At 67.9% G+C, this 18944-nt stretch carries 16 protein-coding genes and 1 tRNA gene; 13 read left to right on the forward strand and 4 right to left on the reverse strand.

All coding sequences use genetic code 11. The features are described 5' to 3' along the window. Positions 1–15 precede the first annotated feature (15 nt). Entirely contained in the window at positions 16–2271 is a 2256-nt protein-coding gene (locus Ssi02_RS08920; protein WP_204023325.1) for a heavy metal translocating P-type ATPase, read from the forward strand. A 171-nt stretch (positions 2272–2442) separates the two neighbouring features. Here Ssi02_RS08920 and Ssi02_RS08925 read toward each other — a convergent pair whose 3' ends face one another. Both Ssi02_RS08925 and Ssi02_RS08930 read right to left on the reverse strand, forming a co-directional pair. Beyond that, positions 2443–3057: an SRPBCC family protein gene (locus Ssi02_RS08925; RefSeq protein WP_204023328.1), complete on the reverse strand. Its 615-nt coding sequence runs from the start codon at positions 3055–3057 to the stop codon at positions 2443–2445. Between the two features lie 49 nt (positions 3058–3106). Further along, the gene (locus tag Ssi02_RS08930; RefSeq protein WP_204023331.1) at positions 3107–3685 is read right to left on the reverse strand and encodes a helix-turn-helix domain-containing protein; all 579 of its coding nucleotides are present in this window, start codon (positions 3683–3685) and stop codon (positions 3107–3109) included. A 306-nt stretch (positions 3686–3991) separates the two neighbouring features. Here Ssi02_RS08930 and Ssi02_RS08935 point away from each other — a divergent pair, with 306 nt between their 5' ends. From Ssi02_RS08935 to Ssi02_RS08975, 9 genes are all read left to right on the forward strand, one after another. After that, complete coding sequence (locus Ssi02_RS08935; RefSeq protein ID WP_204023333.1) at positions 3992–4876, forward strand: FAD binding domain-containing protein; 885 nt, start codon at positions 3992–3994, stop codon at positions 4874–4876. A gap of 11 nt (positions 4877–4887) precedes the next feature. Further along, positions 4888–5400 (forward strand): (2Fe-2S)-binding protein, encoded by a 513-nt coding sequence (locus tag Ssi02_RS08940; protein ID WP_204023618.1) that lies wholly within the window; start codon positions 4888–4890, stop codon positions 5398–5400. Between the two features lie 61 nt (positions 5401–5461). Continuing rightward, positions 5462–7774 carry a xanthine dehydrogenase family protein molybdopterin-binding subunit gene (locus Ssi02_RS08945; protein ID WP_204023335.1) on the forward strand — a complete coding sequence of 771 codons (2313 nt, stop codon included), beginning with the start codon at positions 5462–5464 and terminating at the stop codon, positions 7772–7774. Continuing rightward, complete coding sequence (locus Ssi02_RS08950; RefSeq protein ID WP_204023337.1) at positions 7767–8714, forward strand: NAD(P)-dependent oxidoreductase; 948 nt, start codon at positions 7767–7769, stop codon at positions 8712–8714. Before Ssi02_RS08945 ends, Ssi02_RS08950 begins: the two co-directional genes overlap by 8 nt. Before the next feature lie 31 nt (positions 8715–8745). Further along, positions 8746–9648: a dihydrodipicolinate synthase family protein gene (locus Ssi02_RS08955; RefSeq protein ID WP_204023339.1), complete on the forward strand. Its 903-nt coding sequence runs from the start codon at positions 8746–8748 to the stop codon at positions 9646–9648. Positions 9649–9762: 114 nt separating this feature from the next. Continuing rightward, complete coding sequence (locus Ssi02_RS08960; protein ID WP_204023341.1) at positions 9763–10809, forward strand: ABC transporter substrate-binding protein; 1047 nt, start codon at positions 9763–9765, stop codon at positions 10807–10809. A 137-nt stretch (positions 10810–10946) separates the two neighbouring features. Next, complete coding sequence (locus Ssi02_RS08965; protein ID WP_204023343.1) at positions 10947–11858, forward strand: ABC transporter permease; 912 nt, start codon at positions 10947–10949, stop codon at positions 11856–11858. Continuing rightward, positions 11848–12642 (forward strand): ABC transporter permease, encoded by a 795-nt coding sequence (locus tag Ssi02_RS08970; protein ID WP_204023345.1) that lies wholly within the window; start codon positions 11848–11850, stop codon positions 12640–12642. The genes Ssi02_RS08965 and Ssi02_RS08970 overlap by 11 nt, the downstream gene beginning before the upstream one ends. Beyond that, complete coding sequence (locus tag Ssi02_RS08975) at positions 12623–13723, forward strand: ABC transporter ATP-binding protein (protein WP_204023348.1); 1101 nt, start codon at positions 12623–12625, stop codon at positions 13721–13723. The genes Ssi02_RS08970 and Ssi02_RS08975 overlap by 20 nt, the downstream gene beginning before the upstream one ends. Positions 13724–14098: 375 nt before the next feature. Here Ssi02_RS08975 and Ssi02_RS08980 read toward each other — a convergent pair. After that, positions 14099–14172, reverse strand: a tRNA-Arg gene (locus tag Ssi02_RS08980). A gap of 348 nt (positions 14173–14520) precedes the next feature. Here Ssi02_RS08980 and Ssi02_RS08985 point away from each other — a divergent pair. After that, complete coding sequence (locus Ssi02_RS08985) at positions 14521–15276, forward strand: tyrosine-type recombinase/integrase (RefSeq protein WP_204023354.1); 756 nt, start codon at positions 14521–14523, stop codon at positions 15274–15276. Positions 15277–15338: 62 nt separating this feature from the next. Here the strand turns inward: Ssi02_RS08985 and Ssi02_RS08990 are convergent, their stop codons facing one another. Continuing rightward, positions 15339–16844 (reverse strand): alpha/beta hydrolase, encoded by a 1506-nt coding sequence (locus Ssi02_RS08990; protein ID WP_204023368.1) that lies wholly within the window; start codon positions 16842–16844, stop codon positions 15339–15341. 115 nt (positions 16845–16959) lie between these two features. Here Ssi02_RS08990 and Ssi02_RS08995 point away from each other — a divergent pair, with 115 nt between their 5' ends. Next, a complete protein-coding gene (locus Ssi02_RS08995; protein WP_204023377.1) occupies positions 16960–17793 on the forward strand; it encodes a phosphotransferase in 834 nt (277 codons plus the stop codon). A 109-nt stretch (positions 17794–17902) separates the two neighbouring features. After that, positions 17903–18901 (forward strand): cobalamin biosynthesis protein, encoded by a 999-nt coding sequence (locus tag Ssi02_RS09000; RefSeq protein WP_204023379.1) that lies wholly within the window; start codon positions 17903–17905, stop codon positions 18899–18901. The last annotated feature ends 43 nt before the right edge of the window (positions 18902–18944 follow it).

The raw sequence follows: 18944 nt of genomic DNA on the forward strand, positions 1-18944 counted from the left end.
GAGAAAGGAGAGGTGATGTCCACCATCACCGACAAGACCGCGCAAAGCGCCGTCGAACTGTCGATCGGCGGCATGACCTGCGCGTCCTGCGCCAACCGCATCGAGCGCAAGCTCAACAAGATGGACGGCGTGACCGCCACGGTCAACTACGCGACCGAGAAGGCGAAGGTCACCTTCCCCGCAGGTCTCGACCCGCAGCAGCTCGTCAGCGAGGTCGAGAAGGCCGGTTACTCGGCGGCTCTGCCCGCGCCGCCCCGCGCCGACTCAGAGACGGCCGGCCCCGGCGGCGCGGGCGAGCCGGCCGACGAGATGCGGCCCCTGCGGACCCGGCTGATCGTCTCCCTGGTGCTGAGCGTCCCGATCATCGCCATGGCGATGATCCCGCCGCTCCAGTTCATGCACTGGCAGTGGTTGTCGCTGGTGCTGGGCGCCCCGGTCGTGGTCTACGGCGGCCTGCCGTTCCACAAGGCCGCCTGGACCAACCTGCGCCACGGCGCGGCGACCATGGACACGCTGGTCTCCCTCGGCACGCTGGCCGCGCTCGGCTGGTCGCTCTGGGCACTCTTCTTCGGCACGGCGGGCACGCCCGGCATGACCCACCCGTTCGAGTTCACGATCGCGCGGACCGACGGCTCGGGCAACATCTATCTCGAAGCCGCCGCGGGAGTGACGGCGTTCATCCTGGCCGGGCGTTACTTCGAGGCGCGCTCCAAGCGCAAGGCGGGCGCCGCCCTGCGGGCGCTGCTCGAACTCGGCGCCAAGGAAGTCGCGGTGCTCCGCGACGGCACCGAGGTGCGCATCCCCACCGACCAGCTCGCCACCGGCGACCGGTTCGTGGTGCGGCCCGGCGAGAAGATCGCCACCGACGGCGTCGTGGAGGAGGGCACCTCGGCGGTCGACGCCTCCATGCTGACCGGCGAGTCGGTGCCGGTGGAGGTGCGGCCGGGCGACGCGGTCACCGGCGCCACCGTCAACGCGGGCGGACGCCTGATCGTGCGCGCCACCCGCATCGGCGCCGACACGCAGCTCGCGCAGATGGCCAGACTGGTCGAGGAGGCTCAGACCGGCAAGGCCGAGGTGCAGCGCCTCGCCGACCGGATCTCCGGCATCTTCGTGCCGATCGTCATCGCCCTCGCCCTCGGCACGCTGGGCTTCTGGCTCGGCACCGGCGCGGGCGCCGCCGCGGCCTTCACGGCGGCGGTGGCCGTGCTCATCATCGCCTGCCCCTGCGCCCTCGGCCTGGCCACCCCCACCGCGCTGCTCGTCGGCACCGGCAGGGGAGCCCAGCTCGGCATCCTGATCAAGGGGCCCGAGGTGCTGGAGTCCACCCGCAAGGTCGACACCGTCGTGCTGGACAAGACCGGCACGGTCACCGAAGGCAAGATGACCCTCGTCGAGACGCACGTCGCCGACGGCGAGGACGAAGGCGAGGTGCTGCGCCTCGCCGGCGCCCTTGAGCACGCCTCCGAGCACCCGATCGCCCAGGCCGTCGCCCGCGGGGCGGCCGACAGGGTCGGCACCCTGCCGCCCGTCGAGGACTTCACCAACGTCGAAGGACTCGGCGTGCAGGGCATCGTCGACGGCCACGCCGTGCTTGTCGGGCGGCCCAAGCTGCTCGCCGAGTGGTCCCAGCACCTGCCGGTCGACCTGGAGCGCGACTTCGCGGCGGCTCAAGCCGCGGGTCGTACGGCTGTCGCCGTCGGCTGGGACGGCAAGGCCCGCGCGATCCTCGTCGTCGCGGACGTCGTCAAGGCCACCTCAGCCGAGGCCATCCGCGACCTGCGGGCCCTCGGGCTCACCCCGGTGCTGCTCACCGGCGACAACGAGGCGGTCGCCAAGACGGTGGCGGCGGAGGTCGGCATCGACGAGGTGATCGCGGAGGTCCTGCCGAAGGACAAGGTCGACGTGGTCAAGAGGCTCCAGGCCGAAGGCCGTGCGGTCGCCATGGTGGGTGACGGTGTCAACGACGCCGCCGCGCTCGCCCAGGCCGACCTCGGCCTGGCCATGGGCACCGGCACCGACGCCGCGATCGAGGCGTCCGACCTCACCCTGGTCCGCGGCGACCTGCGGGTGGCGGCGGACGCGATCCGGCTCTCCCGCCGGACGCTCCGCACGATCAAGGGCAACCTGTTCTGGGCCTTCGCCTACAACGTGGCCGCCCTGCCGCTGGCGGCGATGGGCCTGCTCAACCCGATGATCGCCGGCGCCGCGATGGCGTTCTCCAGCGTCTTCGTGGTGAGCAACAGCCTGAGGCTGCGCGGCTTCAAGTAAACAACCGGAGCCAGAGGTGGCCGGGGACAACGGCGTCCCCGGCCACCTCGGCCTATGTCTGGGGCTGGGGCAGGCCACGGGGTGGTGGCGGTCGACGGTCGCGGGACACCGTCGCCCGCTGCCTGACTCGACGGGGCGCACGGCAAACCGCATGGACGAGGAGACGGAGGGTCATCGGTCGGTGCGCGGGCGGCGGGCCGCACGCACGAGGAGGATCAGCGCAAGCAGGCCGAACGCCACCGGCACCGCACGCTTGAGCACGGGCGGCCCCACAATGGCGATCAGGTTCATGGACTCCGGAGCCGCCGCGTTGACCTGGCCCGTCGGCGGCTGGGCCGCCGGCTCAACCAGGGTGGCGGCAAGGCGGTCGGCGAACTGGCTCAACAGCCGGTCTCCCACCTCGGCGATCATGTTTCGGCCGAACTGCGCCGGCCGGCCGGTGATCTCAAGATCGGTGACTACCCGCACTCGGGTGGTCTTCGCGTCCTCGGCCGTCAGGGTCGCCGAGACCGTCGCGCTCGCGGTGCCGGCACCGCGTTCCTCTTTGCCCCTTGCGGAGATGACGATGCGGAAGTCGTCCGGGGCCTTCTCGATGAATCGCGCGGAGCCGCGGTAGACCATGGCGATCGGGCCCAGCTTGACCTTCACCCGGCCGGTGAACTCGTCGTCGTTCCGGCTCTCCAGCGAGGCGCCGGGCATGCAGGCGGCGACCTTCTCGATGTCCAGCAGGCGCTGCCAGGCCGTGTCGATGTCGGTCGGCAGAACAAATGCGTGTTCGAAATTCATGCGTGTCTCTCGTGCTTCGGTTCGTGCCTGTGCCGATCGGATCGGTGTGTCAGAACGACGGCGGCGTCATCGCGGTGATGGAGACCACGTCCTCGTCGAAGGTGCGGTACCAGTGCTTGGTGACTGACGCGAAGCGCATCGAATCCCCCTGCTCCAGCACCCGCACCAGGTTCCCGACGTGCACCTCCATCCTTCCCTGAAGGATGAAGACGACCTCCTCCCCGCTGTGGCTGAAGGGGGCGTGCTCGTTGGAGAAGTGGGCCGGCACCTCGATGTAGAGCATGGACAGCGCACCCTGCAGGTCGGGCACGAGTAGTTGGTAGGTGAGGTTCTGGTCGGCCAGCACCAGTCGCGCCCTTGTGTGCGGGTGGACCACGCCATCGGCATCGTCGTCGTTGGTGCCGAGAAAGAACGAACCGATCGAGAGGCCTAGCGCGCGGGCGATGTTGGACAGCGTGTCGATCGAGGGGTTGCCGATGCCGCGTTCCAACTGGCTGAGCAGCCCGTTTGAGATGCCTGCGCGCCCCGCCAGTTCCTCGATGCTGAACCCGCGACTGGCCCGCTCAGTGGCGATGATCGCGCCTAGACGGCCGACCAGGTGATCGTCGCCGGGGGCGTTCCCTTTCAACGCAGGCACTCCTCGTCACTCATCCAAAATTCCAGTGAAACGACGTTCAATATATTGACAGCGGGATCCGTTCGTGTCTAGTGTCCGGGCAACGAGACCGTGACTACGTTCTCCTCGACCAGTCTCGACAACCACTTCTGAGGCAGGCCTGCCCGCCGGCCGGATGAAGCCGGCTCCGGCCCGCATCACCACTCCAGCGGGAGTGCCGTGTCAGATCAGCGACGTTTCCCATGATCCCTATACCTGGCGACCCATCCCACTGAACGAGAGCGGCGGCTGCAACGCTGCGGACGAATAGGTGAGTCAGTGAAACCCGCGGCATTCGAATACCACGATCCACCGACTATTGCTGAAGCTTGCGCACTGCTCACTCAACTCGGCGATGAGGCGAAAGTATTGGCGGGCGGGCAGAGCCTGGTTCCTCTGATGAACATGCGCTTGGCGACGCCTCGACACCTCATCGACCTGAAAAACGTGGCCGGGCTGTCAGATATCGCGATGTCCGAGACTTCGGTGACCATCGGCTCGATGGCGAGGCAGCGACAGATCGAATTGTCGCCCGCCATCCGTAGGGCCTGCCCTATCCTCGCCGAGGCGACCACGCATATTGCGCACTTCCAGATACGGCAGCGGGGGACAATCGGCGGGTCGATCGCGCACGCCGACCCAGCCGCAGAACTGCCCCTCATCGCCCTGCTCCTCGACGCTCGGATCGTCGTCCGTGCCGCCGATCGCAAAAGGTCCATACCGGCCCGGGACTTCTTCGTCTCGACGTTCGTCACGGCCTTGGACGAGAGCGAGGTCATCGAGACGGTCGTGCTGCCTCGCCTGTCCAGCGGCGAGGGCTGGGCCTTTGAGGAGTTCGCCCGCAGGCACGGGGACTTCGCCCTGGCCGGTGTCGCGGCCACCGTCACACTGACCGGCGGAAGATACTCCGGCGCCCGGCTGGCCATGAGTGGAGTGGCGGCGACCCCGGTGGTCCTGCCCATGGCCGAGCGTCTCCTCGGCGAGGAACCGAGCCGGGCGCTCTACCGCGCGGTGGCCGCGGCGGCGACGGCGGACCTCACCCCGGAGTCCGATATACACGCCACCGGTGAGGACCGGCGGGACATCGCCTGCCATCTGACGGAGATCGCGCTCGCCGCGGCGACCGAAAGAGCCCTCCATTCGACAGATCGCTCGGCAGGCTAACAGTGACCGCAATGCGCCGCGTACGCTTTCAAATCAACGGACAGAGCGTGGAGCAGGACGTAGCGCCGAGGCTGCTGCTGTCCGATTTTCTCCGGGACGTTCTCGGATTCACCGGCACCCACGTGGGTTGCGAGCAGGGGGCCTGCGGGGCGTGCACCATTCTTTTGAACGGCGAGGCGGTCCGTTCGTGTCTGATGTTCGCGGTCCAGGTGAACGGCGCAACAGTGCTGACCATTGAGGGCGTCTCCCCCGACGGGACGTCACTGCACCCGATCCAGCGGGCCTTTCATGAGAACCACGGGCTGCAATGCGGCTTTTGCACGCCCGGTTTCGTGATGAGTGCCTGTGCTCTGCTGAAAGAGAATCCCGCGCCCACCGAGTCCGAGATTCGCACTCAATTGTCGGGCAATCTGTGTCGATGCACGGGATATGAGTCGATAGTCCAGTCGGTACTGCAGGCCGCCCGCGACCTGGAGTCCGCCGGCGGACAGAGCGCAGGGAAAGCGGACAGCCATGCCGGGTAGCATTCTGGCCCCCTCCTCCGGGCCAATCACGAAACAACGTCGTCAGGGATTCGGAGCGCCGGTGCGGCGCTCTGAGGACTACCGGCTGCTGCTGGGTGCCGGGACGTTCACGGATGACCTGCAAATTCCCCGCACCCTCCACGCGGCCTTCGTGCGCAGCCCGTACGCGCACGCGCGGATCACCGCCATCGACGTCGAGCGGGCACTCGCGCTTCCCGGCGTCGTCGCGGTTTTCACCGGTGAGGACCTGGCAAAACTCACCGAACCAGGAGTCACGGCCCAGGCCGGAGCCGAACCGATGGTCATGGAGACCCTGCCGACCCGGAAGGTCCGATTCAACGGCGATCCCGTCGCGTGCGTGGTGGCCGTCGACCGGTACGTCGCGGAGGACGCGATCGAACTCGTCGAGGTGGACTATGAGCCGCTCGCGCCGGTCCTCAGCATGGAGTCGGCCGCCGCGCCCGATGCGCCCCTGGTGGATGAGGATCTTTCGAGTAACCTGCACACCCGGCAGACCCGCACCTTCGGTGACGTCGTATCGGCTTTCGCCGAGGCCGACGAGATCGTCGAGGTCCGCTTCAGCACCCAGCGGATGACGCACGTCCCCATCGAGACCCGCGGCGTCCTCGCCGTGTGGGACGCCGGCCGCATGGAGCTGACCTTCTACAGCGGCCAGCAGACGGCTCACCTGCTGCGGACAAACCTGGCCCGCCGGCTCAGGCTGGATGAGAACCAGGTGCGGGTGATCTCGCCGGACGTGGGAGGTGCTTTCGGGCAGAAGATTCCGCTCTTTCGTGAAGAACTGACGGTGGCCGCCCTGGCCATCAAGCTGCGCCGGCCGATCAAGTGGATCGAGGATCGGCTCGAGAACCTCACGGTGGCGAACCATGCGCGAGACGATTCCGCCTGGATCCGGGCCGCGGTGACCAAGGACGGGCGCATTCTCGGGATCAAAGCCGAACTCTGGGCTGACTACGGCGCGTATGCCTTCTTCACCCCGAAGTACCCGATCGACTCCGTCGGCTGGCTTCTTCCCGGCCCGTACAAACTCCAGAATTACGAATACTCCATCAACGTCGTGATCACGAACAAGTGCCCGGCCGGCACCCTTCGCGCGCCTATGGCTCTCGTGACGTGGGCGACCGAAGGGATGGTCGAGCGCATCGCCCGCCAATTGAAGATCGATCCGGTCGAGGTGCGCCGCCGGAACATGATCACGAGCCGGGACCAGCCGTATGTGTCCGCGACCGGGTACAGCTACGAGGCACTCACCCCGTGGGAGGGCTACGAGCAGATGCTGCGGGACTTCGATCTGACGGGATTCCGGGCCGAACAGCGGGCAGCCCGAGCGAACGATCGGTACCTCGGCGTCGGGATAGCGAGCGTCCTGGAACCGACCACGTATGGATCGGCGTGGTACAAGAAGAGCGGCAGGGGAAGCGGCCACGAGGCGGCCACCGTCAAGGTGGAGCCGAGTGGCGCGGTCAACGTGAGTGTCGGCATCGTGCCGACCGGCCAGGGATACGAGACAACGATCGCCCAAGTGGTCGCCGAAGCACTCGGAACCCGGGTCGGGAACGTGAACGTGCTGCTTGGGGACACCTCCATCGCCCCCTACGGGATGGGGACCCGAGGCTCCCGGGGCGCCGCCGCCGGCAACGCGGTGGCGTATCTAGCCGCGACGGAGGCCCGCGCGAAGGTGCTGCGCATCGCGGCGCACCTCGTGGGAGAGCCGATTGACAACCTGGAGATCAGGGACGATCAAATCTACGTGCTGGGGGAGCCCGAGCCCCGCCTGCCGCTGTCCCAGGCATCGTGGACGGCGTACATGGACCCCTCCGCACTGCCGGCCGGTGAGCTGCCCGGCCTTGAGATCCACCGGACCTACGACCCGCCGGCCATGACCTTCTCCAATGCCACCCACCTGTGCGTCGCCGAGGTCGAGCGGCGCACAGGCCGGGTGGAGATCCTGGACTACCGGGTGATCGAAGACGCGGGCACGCTCATCAACCCGGCGATCGTCGACGGTCAGATCCGCGGCGGCGTCTCCTTGGGGATCGGGCAGGCGCTGCTCGAAGAGGTCGTCTACGACGAGTTGGGCAACAACCAGACTGCCACCTTCCTTGACTATTTGATCCCGACCATCGACACGGTGCCCAACATCCAGATATCGCATGTGCAGACACCGAATCCGCACACCGTCCTCGGCTTGAAGGGAATGGCCGAGGGGCCGGTCCAAGGAGGCCTCGCCGCCGTGATGATCGCCGTCCAGGACGCCCTGGACGGCAAGGGCATCACCATCGACCGGAGCCCGGCGAGCCCGAGCCGGATCAGAGCTCTGTTCCGAGCAGTGGAGGGTGACCTCGATGAATAGGACAAGCCGGACTTCGATCGCCTTCATCGGGCTGGGCACGATGGGGTTCCCCATGGCCCGCCAACTCGTCCGGTCCGGACATCCGGTCACCGTGGTGCCGCACATCTCCATGACCGCGGCATACCGGCTGGCCGAGGAGGGGGCTGTGATTGCCACCACGCCGGCCGACGCCGCGCGGGACGCCGACGTCGTCATCACCATGCTCACGTCGGCCACCGAGGTCTCCACCGTGCTGTTCGGAGAGTCGGGGGTGACCGGCACGGCGCGCCCCGGGACGCTCGTGATGGACATGTCGACAATCGGGCCGAAGGCGGCCCGGTCGATCGCACGCCGGCTGCGGGACGCGGACCTGGTGTTCTTGGACTCGCCGGTGAGCGGCGGACCGGCCAGGGCCGAGGACGGCACGCTGACCGCCATCGTGGGCGCCGACGAGGGCACCCTGGAGGCGGCTCGGCCGATTCTGGCCCGCATGGCCGGCACCGTCTTCCACGCCGGCCCGGTCGGTGCCGGCCAGGCCGCGAAGATCTGCAACAACATTCTCGTCGCCGCCTGCATGCTCGCCAACGCGGAAGCCCTGGCGCTCGGCACGGCGGTCGGCGTCGACCCGCACACGCTACGGGAGATCATTCTCGCCAGCTCGGGCGCGAACTGGCAGCTGGAGAACATCGTTCCCCAAACGATCCTGGCGAACGACTTCGCCCCGCGGTTCGCCCTCTCCCTCTTGCTGAAGGACCTGGACATCGCGGGAGAGGCCGCCGATGACGCCGGCTCGCCGTTCCACGTCGGCGGACTGGCGAGACAGATGTTCGGCCAGGCCGAGGCGTCGTTCGGCGGGCGAACCGACTTCAGCGCGGTCGTGAAGCTCTACCGGGAAGCACTGGGGGACGACCTGCGGGACCGGGCCGCCGAGGCGGCCACCGGATCCTCGCCCGACGAATGATCACGCCCCATCGCCAGAACATGGAGCACCGATGAACGACCCGATCACCGAACCGCTTCCTCGACCGATCGTCGGCTTTCTGCCCACAGCCTTCACACCGGAGGGGGCGGTGGACTCCGGCAAGATGAAGGACCTGGCCGACCTGCTCGCCCGCCACGGGATCAGGCCCGCGGTCCTCGGCGGGATGGGAGAGTTCTACGCCCTGCGCCGGGACGAGGCGCGGCTCTGCATGGAGGCCGCGGTGGCAGGGGCGGTCGGCCGGGTTCCGGTCGTGGCCGGCATAGGGTCCTCGACGAGGGAGGCCACCGAGTTGGCCACCGACGCACGGGACGCCGGTGTGTCGGTGCTGGTGCTCAATCCGCACTACTTCGCCGTTCCCACGCCCGACGGCGCCGCCGAGCACGTCCGGCGAATCACCGGAGAGTCCGGACTCCCCGCGATCGTTTACAGCAGCAAGACCCAGCCGGCCACCGAGGACCACCTTGAGCGGCTGACCGCGGTGACGGGCTTCCATGGCGTCAAGGAGACCGCCTTCGGACCAGATGAGGTGAGGCGGCGAGTCGCGCGCTGGGGCGACCGGATCGAGTGGTGGGGGGTCGGCGAGATCGGCGGGACCGAGTACGCCCGCGCCGGCGGCAAGGTCGTCACCTCGTCACTCGCCAACTTCAGCCCGGCCACGTCGGCCGCCTACGTCCGGGCGGCGCTGAACGGTGAATCCGTCGATCCGGAGCTGGCCGAGTGCTGCGCCGCATGGGACGCGTTGCTGCGCGCGCCGGAGGGTTATCTGGGCGTGCTCAAGGCCGTCATGCGGGAGCTCTATGGATGGCATCCCGCCGTACGACTGCCTATGACCGAGGCGGGCGCCGCCAGCCGTGAGTCCGTGGCCCGGTTCTTGGAACGTTTCAGGCATCTGTCCGCCCGGTCCGCCCCTTAGCTGGGGCCGGGCACGCGCACGACGAAAGGAGTCCCCCCGAGACCCATGTCCTGCCCTCCATGACTTCGTGACGACGTGATTCCGGTCGTTTCTCAATCCGATTGGTTGGTTGGTATGAATACTCGTGCTCGCATGGCACTCGCCGGGTTCGTGTGCCTCGCGGCGACGGGGTGCGGCGGCGGTGCCCCAGCGGCCGGTCCAGGGTCCAACGGCCCCCTGACCCTGGTCGACTACGGAGGCGCGACCTCCCAGGTCTCCAAGGAGATCTGGATGGACCCCTTCACCAAGCAGACGAACATCAAAATGCGACATGACGCCCCGAACGACTATGCGAAGGTCAAGGCGCAGATCGATTCCGGGAAGATCGCCTGGGACGTCATGTTCGTCCAGCCCTACCGGGCGATCGTCGACTGCGGCACCTACTTCGAGAAGCTCGACAAGAGCAAGATCACGACCGTCGACAGGCTACCCCCGCTGATCGGTGAATGCGGGGTGCCGATCGACAACTTCGCCTACATCCTCGTGTACGACTCCAAGAAGTTCGGGCAGAACCCGCCGACGTCATGGAAGGACTTCTTCGACCTGACGAAATACCCGGGCAAGCGCGGGCTCTCGACGGCCGTCGCGGGCGGCGTGCTGGAAGCGGCACTGCTCGGCGACGGGGTGAAGCCCGAGGAACTGTACCCGCTCGACATCGACCGGGCGATCAGGAAGTACGACAGCATCAAGGACAACATCTCCTTCTTCGAGTCAGGCGCCCGGCAGATGGAGCAGATCGAGAGCGGCGATGTCGTCATGTCGCTCGCCTGGCACGGCCGGGTGCAGTTGTCGGTGCGCAATGGTGCGGAGTTCAAGCCGGTGTGGAACCAGCACATCCGGACGCACGACACCGTGGCCATGATCAAGGGCACTCCCCGGAAGGAGGAGGCCTACAAGTTCCTGAGCTTCATCACAGACGTGCAACAGCAGAAACTCTGGGCCGAGAAGACGTCCTACGGGGCGGCCAACAAGGACGCCCAGCCGACGCTGGACCAGGTAGGCAAGGAATTCGACTCGAACGATCCGGCACACGCGGAACTGGCGGTGCAGTTGGACCTGAACTGGTGGGCGCAGCACTACGAGGAGGCCATCGACCGCTACACGAAGTGGTCCGCCCAGTGAGTGGTGAGGCCGGCCGACGGATTCTCGCAAGCAGCGAGAACCTCGCCTGGGCGTGGCAGCGCCCAGGCGAGGTCCATCGGGTATGGTGCGCGGACTCTGACGCGAGCATCCGTATGTGTGGCAGCGAGGAGGATTAGATGGCTCCAACGCACACCGTGAAGCGCGTAGACGATGTCCGCGACCGGTTCCGCCGGTTGAAGCGCCCGCGGACAAGGCTACCGATGGGCCTGCTGCTGACCGCCCCCGTCGTGATCTTCCTCGTCGTCTTCTTCGTATATCCGGTCGCAGAGATCTTCCGGATGTCCTTCATCGGCGACGGCGGAACACTGTCGCTGGAGCACTACACCGATTTCGCGGGCACAGAGGTCTACGTCGCCATCCTGCTGCGCACCATCTACACCGCGATCATCGTCACGGCGTTGTGCGCCCTCATCGCCTACCCGTACGCATATCTCATGACCCTGGTCGGCGGCAAGACACGCGCCCTCATGCTCGGGCTGGTGCTCATCCCACTGTGGACCAGCCTGCTCGCGCGGACTTACGCCTGGATCATTCTGCTCTCGGATGTCGGTCCGATCGTCTCGTTCCTGTCGGTCCTGGGCATGGAGGTGAAGGTGCTGGGCACGTCCGGCGGAGTTCTGATCGGCATGGTGCAGGTCCTGCTGCCCTTCATAACCCTCCCGCTGTACAACAACATGCGCACCGTCGACCGCCGGCTGGTCATGGCGGCCCAGTCGCTCGGAGCCACGCCTAGAGCGGCATTCCGGCAGGTCTTCCTGCCGCTGACGGCTCCGGGCCTGATCACCGGCAGCGTCATGGTGTTCGTGCTCGGCCTTGGCTTCTACGTCACGCCAGCGCTGCTCGGCTCACCCTCGCAATCCATGCTGGCCCAATTGGCCGCCCAGGAGATCTCCCTGAAGCTCGCGTGGGGAAGCGCAGGAGCGATGTCGGTCTTCCTCTCGCTGCTGACCCTCATCGTGCTGATGGTCGCGGCCCGGTTCGGGATGACCTCGATGCTCAGCCGCGTGGGAGGCAAGAATGCCCGTTAGACGGCCGTACGGCCTAGCCGCGTTCGCGGTGATAGTAGGAGCGGTGCTCATTCTCCCGGGCCTGATCGTGTTCCCTATGAGCCTCAGCGACCGGCGGTCCTTCGTCTTCCCGCCGAAGGAGTGGAGTTTCCGGTGGTACGAGAACTTTTTCGCGGACCCCGGCTGGACCGAGACCCTCATGAACTCGATCCAGACCGCGCTGATCGTCGCGGTCATCTCCACCATCGCCGGAACGGTCGCGGTTTTCGGCGTCGTACGGCACAGCTTCCGGGGCAAGAGCGCCGTCGTCGGCCTGCTACTCGCGCCGATGGTCACCCCGATCATCATTCTCGGGGTCGGCGAGTATGCGCTCTTCCTGAAGTGGCAGCTCGTCGGGACCGGCCTCGGCTTCATCCTCGCCCACACCGTGCATGCCATCCCGTACGTGGTGCTCACGGTCTCCGGCGTGCTGGTGACGATGGACCGTCAACTGGAGCGCGCCGCGGCGAGCCTCGGCGCTCCCCCTCATGAGGTCCTCCGGACCATCACGCTGCCGATCATCGCGCCCGGAATCCTGGCCGGCTTCGTCTTCGCCTTCATCTCCTCGTTCGACGAGACGGTGATCGCGCTGTTCCTGTCGGATCCCAACTTCCGCACGATGCCCGTACAGATGTACGCGAGCATGACGCAGGAGGTGGACCCGACCATCGCGGTCGGCGCATCACTGATGATGCTCCTTTCGACCCTCCTCATCCTGTTGTCCGCTCTCATGTTCAGGAGGCGTTATGCCAAGGCCCACCGCTGACCGCTCCCGGGGTGCGGCTGTCCGACTGCGGGGAATCGTCAAGCAGTACGGTGCCGGCAGACCCGCCGTCAACGCGGTCTCGCTGGACATAGAGGCGGGTGAGTTCATCACATTCCTCGGCCCGAGCGGATCAGGCAAGACGACGACGCTGAACGCCATCGCCGGGTTCATCGACACCGACGCGGGTGAGATCGAACTGGGTGGAGTGGCCGTCGCCGCGATGCGCCCCCACTTGCGGAACATCGGCATGGTGTTCCAGCATTTCACGCTCTTCCCGCATATGACCGTGGCCGAGAACGTCGCCTATCCGCTGCGCCAGCGCAAGGTCCCGGCGAAAGAGCGTGCGCGGCGGGTTCAGGCCGCACTGGAGAGGGTGCAGCTGGGCGAATATGGGAACCGCCGCCCAGATCAACTGTCCGGCGGGCAGCAGCAGCGCGTGGCGGTGGCGAGAGCGGTCGTCTTCGAGCCCCGGGTCCTGTTGATGGACGAACCCTTCGGCGCATTGGACCGGAAGTTGCGTGAGGAGTTGCAGATCCAGCTCAAGGGGCTGCACCGGGATCTGGGCATCACCATCATCTTCGTGACGCACGATCAGGAAGAGGCGTTGGTCCTCTCCGATCGCATCGCCGTCTTCAACAACGGCTCGATCGATCAGATCGGCACGCCGGCGGAGTTGTACGACCGGCCCGAGAACCGGTTCGTCGCGCAGTTCCTCGGCGAGTCGAACATTTTCGATGGAACGGTCCAGGAGGTGGAAGGCGTCCGCGTGCTGGCGTGCCCCGAAGGCCGGTTCATCCTTCCCGCGCCGGCTGCGGACCCGGGGACGGAGATCCACGCGATGGTCCGTCCGGAGAAGTGCCGCATCACACCCCTCGACCCGGATGGTGCTGGGCTGACAAACGCCCTGAAGGGCGAGGTCGAGGAGGAGATCTTCCTCGGCTCGTCGCGAAAACTACTAGTCCGCACCCCGACCGACCGAGTGGTGACCGTGCGCTCGACCGCCGGAGCCAACCGTGACGTTTCCGTGGGGTCCAAGGTGTTCGTCACTTGGGACTCGGCCGATCTGCTGGTGATGCGCTGACGACGGCGTCTCCGGCCCCCGGCTTTAATCCACCGGCTTGGGGTAAAAGCGAGTCGGTGGGGGTGGTCCGCGCTTTCACTGTCGCCGTTAATCGGTGGTCCTGATGGGGGGCTCGGGTTTCCGCTCATTTCAACCCGGCGGGGCCTTGCGTGGCTTTCGCCGTACGCAGTCACGGGTGAACACGGGCGGTGCGGGGGCGGGATGGTGTGGTGGCGGCGTTTGGTGCGTCTGTGGTCGACGAGAGCGGCGTGGGCCGGCTGCGTGCCGGAGGGGGGCTGGGGTGGTGCCGCGAGCCCCGACCGGCCGGAGCGACGGGGGATCGTGCTCCGGGTCCGGTCTGACCGGGGCTTTTGCGGATCAAGCCCCTTCAGCTTGCGCGCCCTGCAGGATTCGAACCTGCGACCGTTGGATTAGAAGTCCAATGCTCTGTCCAGCTGAGCTAAGGGCGCCGATTTGGCTCTATGACCAGCGGTTTTGCCGACCATGTGCGAAGCTATCATAGCCGCACACCGATGAGACAGCATCGGATTTGGAGCACATCCATGGCCAGACGCCAGTCCCGACCATCGCCCCAGTTGGGCGACCTGATCCCCTCCTGGCGACTAGCTTTAGCGGCTAAAGGCCTTTCCGAGGGCACGGTAATCAGCTATCTGGGGACCGCCCGATATCTCACCGATTACCTCCCCGCACACGATATGCCCTGTGGTGTCGCCGAGATCCTACCGGCGCACGTGAGAACTTTCCTCTCGGCCCGTCTCCACGGCTGCTGGGCCGACGCGGCACGGAGGCAGCCCTGCGTGTGCGGCCTCGCGGCCCGCAGTGCGGGAGACACCCATAAACACTGGCGCAACCTGCGGGTGCTCTTCAACTGGCTGATCGCCGAACGCGAGATCTCCTGCTCTCCCATGGACGGCGTAGAGGCCCCCAAAGTCATCCCTCACCTGGTCAGACCCCTCAGCGACGACACGCTCAAGGCCATGCTCGACGTCTGCCGGGGGGAGGCCGAGGGCACGTGCTTCGCCGGGCGGCGCGACGAGGCGATCATCCGGATCCTGCTCGACAACGGCATGAGGGTGAGCGGCCTCACCGGCCTGCGTTTCCACCCCGACGACCCCGAGCGGAGCGACGTGCGCCTGCCGCAGGGGCTGCTGCGCGTCGTCCTCAAGGGCGGCCGGGAGCATCTCGCGCCGATCAGCGCCACGACCGCCTGCGCGATCGACCGCTACGTCCGCGTCCGTGTGCACCACCGAGAGGCCCACAGCCCCTACCTTTTCCTGTCTGAGCGCGGCAGAGCCGCCGCCGACTGCCGGTTCACCTCCACCGGCGTGCTCCAGATGCTCAAGCGCCGGGCCAAGCAGGCGGGGGTGCAGGAGAGGGTCCACACCCACCTGCTGCGCCAGACCATGGCGACCGAATACCTCGACGGGGGAGGCGACCCCCTGGACCTCCAGCGCATCGGGGGCTGGCGGAGCCTCGCCATGGTGATCCGCTACCACGACCTGATCGCCGACGCCCCCGCACATGCACGCCTGGCCATGGGTGAGCGACGCTGAATCCGCCGCCGCAAACGCGCAGGGCGCCCACCGCGGTGGACGCCCTGGGGTGAGTGAGGTTCCTAGGATCCGGCCTTCGCCGAGCCGCACACCGTGCCGGCGGCGGGCACCTTGCCGTCGAGCAGGTAGGAATCCACAGTGCCGGCGACACACTTGTCACCGCTGAGGTAGGCGCCGTGGCCGTTGCCCTTGTAGGTCACCAGCACACCCGACTTGAGCTTCTTCGCCAGGCTCACCGACCCCTCGTACGGCGTGGCCGGGTCACCGGTGCCGCCGATCACGACGATGGGGGGCGCCCCCACCGGGTTGACGGCGCGTCCGGTGCCGTCGCCCTTGTGCGGCCACATGCTGCAGAGGGGGGTCGAGCCGCCGAACATCGGTGAGATCTTGAGGAACTCGGCCTCCTCCTTGATCAGCTGCTTCAGACCGGGCCGGGCCGGATCGTCGAAGCACGCGACGCCGAAGGCGCCGGTCATCAGGTCGTTGTAGGAGCCGTCGGGCCGGCGGCCGGTGAAGGCGTCCGCCATCTGGAGGAGCTCGGCTCCGTCGCCCTTGCCCGCCTTCACCAGGGCGGTCTCCAGGGGCTTCCACATCTGCTCGGCATAGAGCGCGGCCATGACGGCGGTGACGGCTAGGCCGTCGGTGAGCTTGCGGCCCTTCACACCGAGCGGCTTGCGGTCGAGCTTGCCGACGAGCCGCTTCACGGTCCTGTCGGCGGCCTTGGCGTCGCGCCCGAGTGAGCAGCCGCGCTTGACGCAGTCGGCGAGGAACGTCTCATAGGCCTTCTGAGAGGCGCGGAGCCGGTTGATCGCCATTTTGCGGGTCGACTGCGTGGGGTCGAGGGCCGCGTCGAGCACCATGCGGCCGGTGTTCTTGGGGAACAGGGTGGCGTAGACGGCCCCGAGCTGCGTGCCGTACGAGAAGCCGAGGTAGTCGAGCTTGTCCTCACCGAGCGCGGCGCGCAGGGCGTCCATGTCGCGGGCCGCGCTGTCGGTGCCCATGTGCGGGAGGATCTTGCCGGAGTTCTTCTCGCACCCCTTGATGAAGGCGCGGGTGGCCTTCAGCGCGACCTCGCGCTCGGCGGGCACCCCCAGCCGCGCCCGCAGTCCGAGGAAACGCTCGATGGTCTTGCTGTTGCCGCAGTCCACGCCTGAGCTGCGCCCGATGCCGCGCGGGGCGAAACTGACCAGGTCGTAGCGCTCGCCCAGCGCGCCGAACATCGAGCCGAAGGAGCCCAGGGAGTCGACGCCGTCGTCGCCGGGGCCGCCGAAGTTGAACACCAGGGAGCCCTGCTTGGTGCCCTTGGCCTTGATGCGGATCACCGCGACGTCGAGGCTTTCGCCGTTCGGCTTGCCATGGTCGAGTGGCACCGTCAGGGTGCCGCACTCAGGGGTGTTCCAGAACGCGGGCACCCCGGGAATCGACGGAAGCTTCGAACACGCGCCCCACGAGATCGCCGGGGCGGTGCCGAGAGACGATGTCTCGCCGGCCGACGCGGGAGTGGCGGTCAACGTGAGCGCGGACAGGGTCACAGCTGCCGCGAGGGAGGTCAGGCGGGGATTTCGCATGCTCAGGAGGCTAACCAAAGCTGATCTACGCCCGGTAGTAGCATTCGTACACGTGATCGGTTGACATTTGTCAACCCCCCACGCGCGTCGGCTCGCTCCGGTAATCTGCGGTTGCATGGTCAGCGCGACACTGCAACCCGATCTCCGTTCCCTGGGTCGCGACCTCTGGGCGGAGATCCCCTTGACCGGCGGAGACGTGACAGACGGCGTGGTCCGCGCGGGTGACACCGTGCGCCGGCCCGCCCGAGCCTCCACCCTCACCGTGCACGCTCTGCTGCGCCACCTGGCCGCCGAGGGCTTCACCGCCGCGCCGAGCGCGCTCGGTTTCGACGAGCGGGGACGCGAGGTGCTGACCTATATCCCGGGTGAGATCGTGCCGCGCCCACTCCCCGCCTATGCGCTGGGGGAGGAGTCGCTGGTCGCGCTCGCGGAGATGGTGCGGCGGCTGCACGACACCACGGCGACGTTCGTGCCGGCGCGCGACGCGGTGTGGGAGCGTGGGTCCAACGACGACGCGGCACCGGAGATCATCGGTCACTGCGACATCACCCCCGAGAACGTGATTTTTCGCGATCGGCGGCCATACGCGCTGATCGACTTTGATATGGCGAGACCCACGACACGGCTGTTCGACATCGTCACCACGCTCAGACATTGGGCCCCCTTCGCCGACCCCGTCGACCGCGATGCGCGCCAGCGTTCCCTCGACGTCGCCGCCCGCACCCGGTTGTTCTGCGATGTTTACGGCGTGAACAGACGTGAGCGGCGCCGGCTCGTCGAGGTCGCCCGCCTGCGCTTCACCCGCGCATATGCCGAGATGCGCGACCGCGCCACCTCCCAGGGGGGCGGGTGGGCCCGGCTCTGGGCGGGCGGCGCCGGCGAGCGCATCCGGCGGGCGGCGGCCTGGCTCGACACCCACGAGGACGAGATCCAGTCGGCCTTGATCTGAGGCGCCGGTGGGAAGCGATGGCCACCCTCGGGGTGTCCGCTATCAGATCGCTAAACCGGTTCCGGCCCCGTAAGTAGCACAATCCGGTTCTCCGGTACTCTCACGTCATATGTCCGACGCGACCGCGCCTCAGCAGCCACGCACCCCGCCGGGCCATGAGCGTCTCGCAGCCGCCCGCGCCCTGGGGCTGCTCGCCGGGGTCGCCCTCGACGCCGTCTTCGCCGACCCCGAGCGAGGCCACCCCGTCGCCCTCTTCGGCCGCGCCGCCGCCGCCCTCGAAAAACGTGTGTACGGCGACGCCAAGCCGTACGGCATAGCCCACGTGGCCTTATGCGTCGGCGCGACGGCGGCGCTCGGTGTGGCGGCCGAGCGTCTCACCCGGCGCAGCCCGCTCGCCCGCGCCGCCGCCACGGCGGCGGCCACCTGGGCGGTGCTCGGCGGCACCTCCCTCGGGCGGGAAGGCATCGCCATGGCGGGCACGCTGGAGGCCGGCGACCTGACGCGCGCCCGCGACCGGCTGCCCCACCTGTGCGGGCGCGACCCGGCCGGGCTCGGCGCCCCCGGACTGGCGCGGGCCACGGTGGAGTCCGTCGCCGAGAACACCTCCGACGCCGTCGTCGCCCCTCTCCTGTGGGGGGCGGTCGCCGGTGTGCCGGGGCTGCTGGCGTATCGGGCGGTCAACACCCTGGACGCCATGGTGGGCTACCGTTCACCGCGTTATGCCAGATTCGGGTGGGCGGCCGCCCGGCTCGACGACGTGGCCAACCTGGTGCCCGCTCGGGTCACGGGGGCTCTCGCCGTACTCTCCGCGCCCGTCGTCGGCGGGTCGCCGCGCACGGCGGCGCGCACGCTGGCCAGGGACGGACACCGGCACCCGAGCCCCAACGCGGGCCGTTGCGAGGCGGCGTTCGCCGGGGCGCTGGGGGTCACACTGGGGGGTGTCAACGTCTATGGCACGCGGGTCGAAAGCCGCCCCAAGCTTGGTGACGGCCCTGATCCCGATGTGCCGGACATCCGGAGGTCCGTACGGCTGGCGCGTGCCACATCCCTGGCCGCGGCAGGTGTGGCGGCGCTCGTCGCGATGGGGCGGCGCCGTGCCGCACGCTGAGGCGTGGCATGTGGCACGACGATCGAGGGAGGGCTGAGGCACG

Source organism: Sinosporangium siamense, from assembly GCF_016863435.1.
In the GTDB taxonomy this organism is placed as follows: Bacteria; Actinomycetota; Actinomycetes; order Streptosporangiales; family Streptosporangiaceae; genus Sinosporangium; species Sinosporangium siamense.

Coding starts and splice junctions, on each gene's coding strand:
- Ssi02_RS08920 (WP_204023325.1), top strand. CDS start 16: ATGTCCACCATCACCGACAAGACCGCGCAAAGCGCCGTCGAACTGTCG.
- Ssi02_RS08925 (WP_204023328.1), bottom strand. CDS start 3,057: ATGAATTTCGAACACGCATTTGTTCTGCCGACCGACATCGACACGGCC.
- Ssi02_RS08940 (WP_204023618.1), top strand. CDS start 4,888: ATGCGCCGCGTACGCTTTCAAATCAACGGACAGAGCGTGGAGCAGGAC.
- Ssi02_RS08950 (WP_204023337.1), top strand. CDS start 7,767: ATGAATAGGACAAGCCGGACTTCGATCGCCTTCATCGGGCTGGGCACG.
- Ssi02_RS08955 (WP_204023339.1), top strand. CDS start 8,746: ATGAACGACCCGATCACCGAACCGCTTCCTCGACCGATCGTCGGCTTT.
- Ssi02_RS08960 (WP_204023341.1), top strand. CDS start 9,763: ATGAATACTCGTGCTCGCATGGCACTCGCCGGGTTCGTGTGCCTCGCG.
- Ssi02_RS08965 (WP_204023343.1), top strand. CDS start 10,947: ATGGCTCCAACGCACACCGTGAAGCGCGTAGACGATGTCCGCGACCGG.
- Ssi02_RS08970 (WP_204023345.1), top strand. CDS start 11,848: ATGCCCGTTAGACGGCCGTACGGCCTAGCCGCGTTCGCGGTGATAGTA.
- Ssi02_RS08975 (WP_204023348.1), top strand. CDS start 12,623: ATGCCAAGGCCCACCGCTGACCGCTCCCGGGGTGCGGCTGTCCGACTG.
- Ssi02_RS08990 (WP_204023368.1), bottom strand. CDS start 16,844: ATGCGAAATCCCCGCCTGACCTCCCTCGCGGCAGCTGTGACCCTGTCC.
- Ssi02_RS08995 (WP_204023377.1), top strand. CDS start 16,960: ATGGTCAGCGCGACACTGCAACCCGATCTCCGTTCCCTGGGTCGCGAC.
- Ssi02_RS09000 (WP_204023379.1), top strand. CDS start 17,903: ATGTCCGACGCGACCGCGCCTCAGCAGCCACGCACCCCGCCGGGCCAT.